Origin of the sequence: Clostridium sp. UBA5988, assembly GCF_002435615.1 — a bacterium.
Classification (GTDB): Bacteria; Bacillota; Clostridia; order Clostridiales; family Clostridiaceae; genus Clostridium_J; species Clostridium_J sulfidigenes.
The window spans coordinates 46915-53148 of sequence record NZ_DJBA01000021.1 but is presented as its reverse complement, the minus strand read 5'-3'; the positions used below and the strand labels follow the sequence as shown (position 1 = coordinate 53148).

Sequence of the window (6234 nt, the reverse complement as noted above, 5' to 3'; positions counted from 1 at the left end):
TGGACTTACCAGTCCTTTAATTAGCTTGAATAGATTACAATTAAAGTAAAAATAAAAATTTTACTGGAATTTTCATGCTAAAGCTCTGGTTAAATAATTAATTAATTTACAATATGTTGAAGGTATGCTACTATATTATTATAGCAAGTAAATATACATTAATAATATTTGTTTATTGATAATATTTACAATATATTTATATTTTAGAAAGGATTTGATGTTATGAACAATTTATTCAATCTTACTGGTAAAGTTGCTATAGTTACAGGTGCTTCTAGTGGACTAGGAGCTGATGCCGCTAGAGCTTATTCTGAATATGGAGCTAGTGTTGCACTACTTGCAAGAAGAAAAGATAAACTTGATAATGTAGTTAAAGAAATTGAAAATAATGGTGGAAAAGCTCTAGCTGTTCAATGTGATGTTGCTAATGAAGAAAGTGTTAAAGCAGCAATAGACGAAGTTATGAAGCACTTTGGACAAATTGATATCCTTCTTAATAACGCAGGAGTTGCAACTGCCGGTTCTGTTGAAAACATGTCTGTTGAAGCTTGGGATAAAGTTATGGACATTAACGTTAAAGGAATTTTCTTAATGAGTAAATATGTAGTTCCTCATATGAGAGACAGGAAATATGGTAAAATTGTTAACATAGCTTCTATAAATGCGGTTATTGCAGACAAAGATCCTTCTCTCTTCCGTCACTCCTACAATACTTCTAAAGCAGCTGTTAGAGGCTTAACTATGGGTATGGCTGCAAGCTATATGCAAGATAATATTACAGTTAATTCTATAGGTCCTGGCCTTTTTGAATCTGAGATGACAGAAAATACTCTATTTAAACATGAGCCTTTCCTTAGAGCTTACAATGCTATTTCTCCTGCTGGAAGACCAGGTAAAAAAGGTGAACTTAATGGAACAATTATCTATCTTTCATCAGATGCATCTAGCTATGTAACTTCTCAACATATCCTTGTTGAAGGTGGAACTGCTATAGTTTAAAATACATGAGGTGTAATTAAAACATGCTTTACAATATAAAGTCTTCTTAGTATAAAAAAACTGTTAACATACTATTATGATAACAGTTTTTTCATTTATCTAAATTAAGAAACTTAAATTGCCTCTCCCATAACTTCTCCATCTTCTAAGTTAGGATTATCTAACTTCTTTATTTCATGTTTAAAGATAAAGTTAGTGATTATAACAGATATAAAATCACTAGTTGGTCCTGCCAACCATACTCCTGTTAATCCAAGAGTTTCTCCATTAGGAAGTGGTATCAAAGGTAGAATTATAATACATGGTATTAAAAGTATTACTTGTCTTAATAAACTTAAGAACATGGATTTCTTAGCTTTTCCAATACAAGAAAAGTAATTAGTTCTTATAATCTGCGGCCCTACAAAAATAATCATAGAAAGGAAAATTCTCATTCCATACTTTGTTATTGAAAGTAGATGTGGATCTGAGTTAAATGACTTTACTAAAACTCCTGGAATAAGTTCTACCATTAAAAATCCTATGGTAGCAATAATTAAAGCTGCTATTTGAGGATACTTTATAGCCTCCTTAACTCTATCATATTTTTTAGCTCCATAATTATATCCAATAATAGGCTGTACTCCTTGATTTAATCCAAAAATCGGCATAAGAATTATCATAGTTATGCTACTTATTATAGTCATTGCTCCTATGGCTAAATCTCCACCATAACTCCTTAAAGCATTGTTTGATATTACCTGAACTATACTTGCAGCAATTTGCATACTAAATGGCGACATGCCTATAGCAAATATAGCTAGTATCAGCTTTTTTTCTAGCTTAAAGTTTTTAACTTTAACTCTAAGATTAGCATTTCCCCTTAAAAAGAAACTTACTCCCCATATAGCTGAAGCAATTTGGGCTATTACTGTGGCTATAGCTCCTCCTTTAACTCCCATTCCTAGTAAAAATATAAATATTGGGTCAAGAATTATATTTGTAATCGCACCTATGAGCATAGATGCCATAGCTATATTAGGACTACCACTAGCTCTTATGGTATGGTTAAGCCCAAAACTTAACATGTTAAATATAGTACCTATAAATATAATCTGCATGTAATCTTCAGCATATACTAGGGTGTTTGAACTAGCTCCAAACATTCTTAGTATATCCTTTCCCCAGATTAAGCCTATAGCTGTTATAGCTAAACTAATGATTATAATTAAAGTAAAAGCATTTCCTAGAATCTTCTCTGCTTCTTCTTTCTTATTTTGTCCTAATCTTATGGAAATAGTAGTAGCAGTACCTATTCCAACTAACATGCCAAACCCTAATATAATAGTTGATATTGGCATAGTTACTCCAATACCTGTAATTGCTAAATTTCCTACCTCTGGAATGTGTCCTATAAACATTCTATCTATAATATTGTATAATGCGTTAACCAGCATACCAATGATGGCTGGTATAGAAAACTTAAGTAATAATTTTGTGATTTTTTCTTCACCTAGTGCATTTTGTCTACCCATGTAGTATCTCCCTCCTAAATTAAATTGTCTATTTAAGTACTAATGCAAGGTTAGAAAATTCTTAACCTTGCAAAATACTTCTTAATATATTTATTACATAACATATAATTAAGGCTAAGATAATTCTTAACCTTTAAATTCTCCTGTTGTAAGTTTTAAGTACCTTATATCTAAACACTATTGTTCACAATACAATTATACTTCATATCTCTTGTATTTTCAATGACTTATTTCGACAAACTAAAAATTTCATTATCTAAATATAATTAATTGGTAATTAACTCTTATAAATACACTGTAGTAAATACTTTTTAGATAGAGTTTTATTATGAAAATAACTCTTCTAGTTCATTTTCATTCATAGAGGATAAGGCTAATTCCGTATGTTCTTCTCCATCTATTACTTTATCTATGATTTCTTTTTTCTTTTCTTGTATGTTGTAAATTTTTTCTTCGATAGTTCCCTTGGCTATAAGTTTTATTACCTCCACAGTGTTCTTTTGTCCAATTCTATGTGCTCTATCCTCAGCCTGTTCTTCCACTGCTGGATTCCACCAAGGATCAAAATGTATTACCATATCAGCTGATGTAAGATTAAGTCCTGTTCCCCCAGCCTTTAAAGAAATTAAAAATACTGATGGTTCCCCCTCATTAAACTCTTTAACTAAATTCATCCTATCTTTAGATGGAACAGAACCGTCTAAATACATAGTGTTTATTCCCTTTTTATTCAACTTTTCTCTTATACTCCCTAGAATTGTAGTAAACTGAGAAAATAATAGTACCTTATGATTATTCTCTAAAGCTTCTTCTAAAATGTCATAAAGAGCGTGATACTTTCCACTATCGCCTTTATAATTTTCTATAAAGGAAGCTGGATCACAACAAATTTGTCTAAGTCTAGTAATAAGTGATAATATCTTCATCCTACTTTTGTTAAAGCCTTTTTCCTTTATTTCTTGCTCCATCTCATCTTTATAGGCATCTACATAAGAATAGTATAGTTTTTTCTGCTCTGAAGTCATATCCACCACTATTTTATGTTCTATCTTTGGTGGTAGTTCAAGAGCTACATCCCTTTTAAATCTTCTTAAAATAAATGGTTTTATAAGCTTCAATAATTCCTCTAAAGCTTTATCATCCTTTTCTTTTACTATAGGCAATTCAAAGTTTTTATTAAACTTTCCATGGGTTTTTAAATATCCAGGCATTATAAAATCAAATATAGACCAAAGTTCTGTAAGTGAGTTCTCTATTGGGGTTCCTGTCATAGCAAATTTACTCTTAGCTTGAATTGACTTCACAGATTCTGCATTTAAAGAAGTTGGATTCTTAATATATTGTGCTTCATCAATAATACAAATATCAAATTTCATCTTCTCATAATATTCAAAATCCCTTCTTATTAATGCATAAGACGTAATTATTACATCGTACTCCTCAATATTTTCTATTAATATTTCTCGCTCTGCTTTACTTCCACTTACGGCTACAATCCTTAGGTCCTTAGAAAATTTTTCAAATTCCATAACCCAGTTATAAACTAATGAAGTAGGACATACTATTAGCGCCTTATTTTTCAAATTTCCTTCTAGTTTTTCCGAATTTATAAATGTTATAGCTTGAAGGGTTTTACCAAGTCCCATTTCATCTCCTAGAATTCCACCAAATCCGCATTGAGATAAGGTTTTAAACCACTTAAATCCAATTTCTTGATAAGTTCTTAATACTGCACCTTGTTCTCCTGGAACTCTATATTCATTACTTTTTACATCTTTTATATTATCTATAAGATTTTTAAAGCCTTTATTTCTTGTGATAAAATTCAATGCCCCCTTATTAATCTTTTCATCTATATATAAGGATGCATACTTAGGTATTTCTACACTTCCACTAGCTAACTTTGAAATTGATATGTCAAAGTTATCAATAACAGAATAAATATCTTTAAATTCACTGCCCTGAAGTGGAATTATAGAACCATTCTTTAGTTTATAATATTTTTTCTTCTGTTTAATTGAAGTTAAAGTTGCCTTCAATTCTTCTTTAGAAATTCCTTCAATATTGAAATTAAACTCCAAAAGATCTAAATCATTTAATCGAATGCTAGAATTAAAGGATTTAGGCGTTAATATTTTTATATCCTTAAAGCTATCAGAGTAGTAAACCTCTCCTACCTCAGCTAATTCCTCCACACCATAGGTTAAAAACTCTACTAATTCATCCTCATCTTCAATATAAAAACTTTTATCTATATTTTTAAATCCAAGTCCATAAAGCTTCTCTATAGTCTTTCTTTCCTTCACTAGATCTCTAATAACTATATCTTCAGATACTCCCACTTCTTTTTCATTTAATAATTGCTGATTTTCATCTTTGATATTTTTACTTTCATTTTCTAAATTATAATAAAAGCTTTCTTCTCCATAATTAAATTTCACATCACAAGTTACTCTATCTTTATCCTTATCTAAATAAAATTCTGTTACTAAAGGCTCCTCCTTTATAAGTTTCTTTACACTTTCATCTTTAATAACAATGGGGGTAATACTCTTTAATTTAGGTAAAAGAAAATTCGCCACATCATTAATACTATTTTTTTTAAAGGATATAGTATTATTTTTTGATTTTGTAAATGCTCTATGAAGTGGGATAAAATCACTTTTTTCCTTTTCAGACAATAGATATAAAGTATTATTTAAATAATAAAGTCCTGTATTCTCACAAATGGCCTGTGACATTTCACCATTCATATCTATATTTAGATTATCTCCCTTCATAAACATATAAAAACTAGTAGGCATGTTTCCTAATGAAACAGTTATATCTTTATAATGCTCTCCCTTATAATCTAAATTGATAGTCTTCCCATTTTTAATGGCTAGAATATTTTTAAGTTGACCTTCTGAAAGAAATACCCTTTTTCCACTAAAGAATATAGAACGATTAGTATATACCCTATTCATTACTTCTAAATTTAAATCATAAATTTCCTTTATAATATTCATGATTTCTTGATCCTTATCTTTAAACATATATTTAGTGTTGTTATACTGAAGCTCTTTTCCAAAATTAATAGTTCCACCACTTGTATACATGCACTCCATAAGTTCACGAATATTTTTTACCACATATAATCTACTAGTTCCTATCTTTAACTCTAAATAAAAACTTTTTTTCTTACTTCCGTAGTGCTCATCCTCTACCACTAAGGTAATATCCATATTTAGAGATTCCTTCTCAACTCCTCTAATAGCCTTGTCAAAGGTGCTTTTATAGGTTTCAAGAAGCTCTTCTTCTCCAGACTTAGGAATATTTATACCCCTGCCTCTTACACCTTCCTTATTTAACTTTATAAGTACAGCTCCTACATGCTTACACATATGATATTGTGTAAAAGCTTCACAACTACAGTTGGGATATAATTTAAAATTTCTATTATTTATAAGTACACTAGTTTTATAATTATTTACATCATAGGCTGACTGTACTATGGCTGTAACTGATAATATATTTATAGAGTTTTCATTGATCCTTATACTTCTAACTTTATTTCTAAGGTACATATCCATGGCTCTATTAAAAATAACATTTCCACATATATCCTTTATCTCTCTCAACTCTAAATCAAACTTCATTCTCACAATTCTCCTAATTAAAATTTCTTCCTTTTTCAATAAATTTACTCTACCTTTTATTATATACCTTTTTCCATCTTTAT

At 29.8% G+C, this 6234-nt stretch carries 3 protein-coding genes; 1 reads left to right on the top strand and 2 read right to left on the bottom strand.

Annotated elements, in window-relative coordinates:
• Window positions 1–222 precede the first annotated feature (222 nt).
• Entirely contained in the window at window positions 223–999 is a 777-nt protein-coding gene (locus tag B3J31_RS04460; protein WP_346867597.1) for an SDR family NAD(P)-dependent oxidoreductase, read from the top strand.
• A gap of 113 nt (window positions 1000–1112) precedes the next feature.
• Here B3J31_RS04460 and B3J31_RS04455 read toward each other — a convergent pair whose 3' ends face one another.
• Window positions 1113–2513, bottom strand: coding sequence for an MATE family efflux transporter (locus B3J31_RS04455; protein WP_150843995.1), 1401 nt, complete (start codon window positions 2511–2513; stop codon window positions 1113–1115).
• 326 nt (window positions 2514–2839) lie between these two features.
• A complete protein-coding gene (locus tag B3J31_RS04450) occupies window positions 2840–6151 on the bottom strand; it encodes a DEAD/DEAH box helicase (RefSeq protein ID WP_346867598.1) in 3312 nt (1103 codons plus the stop codon).
• Window positions 6152–6234 lie beyond the last annotated feature (83 nt).

Excerpts from the sequence above, each read along its gene's own strand:
- B3J31_RS04455 (WP_150843995.1), bottom strand. The coding sequence starts at position 2,513 with ATGGGTAGACAAAATGCACTAGGTGAAGAAAAAATCACAAAATTATTA.
- B3J31_RS04460 (WP_346867597.1), top strand. The coding sequence starts at position 223 with ATGAACAATTTATTCAATCTTACTGGTAAAGTTGCTATAGTTACAGGT.
- B3J31_RS04450 (WP_346867598.1), bottom strand. The coding sequence starts at position 6,151 with ATGAAGTTTGATTTAGAGTTGAGAGAGATAAAGGATATATGTGGAAAT.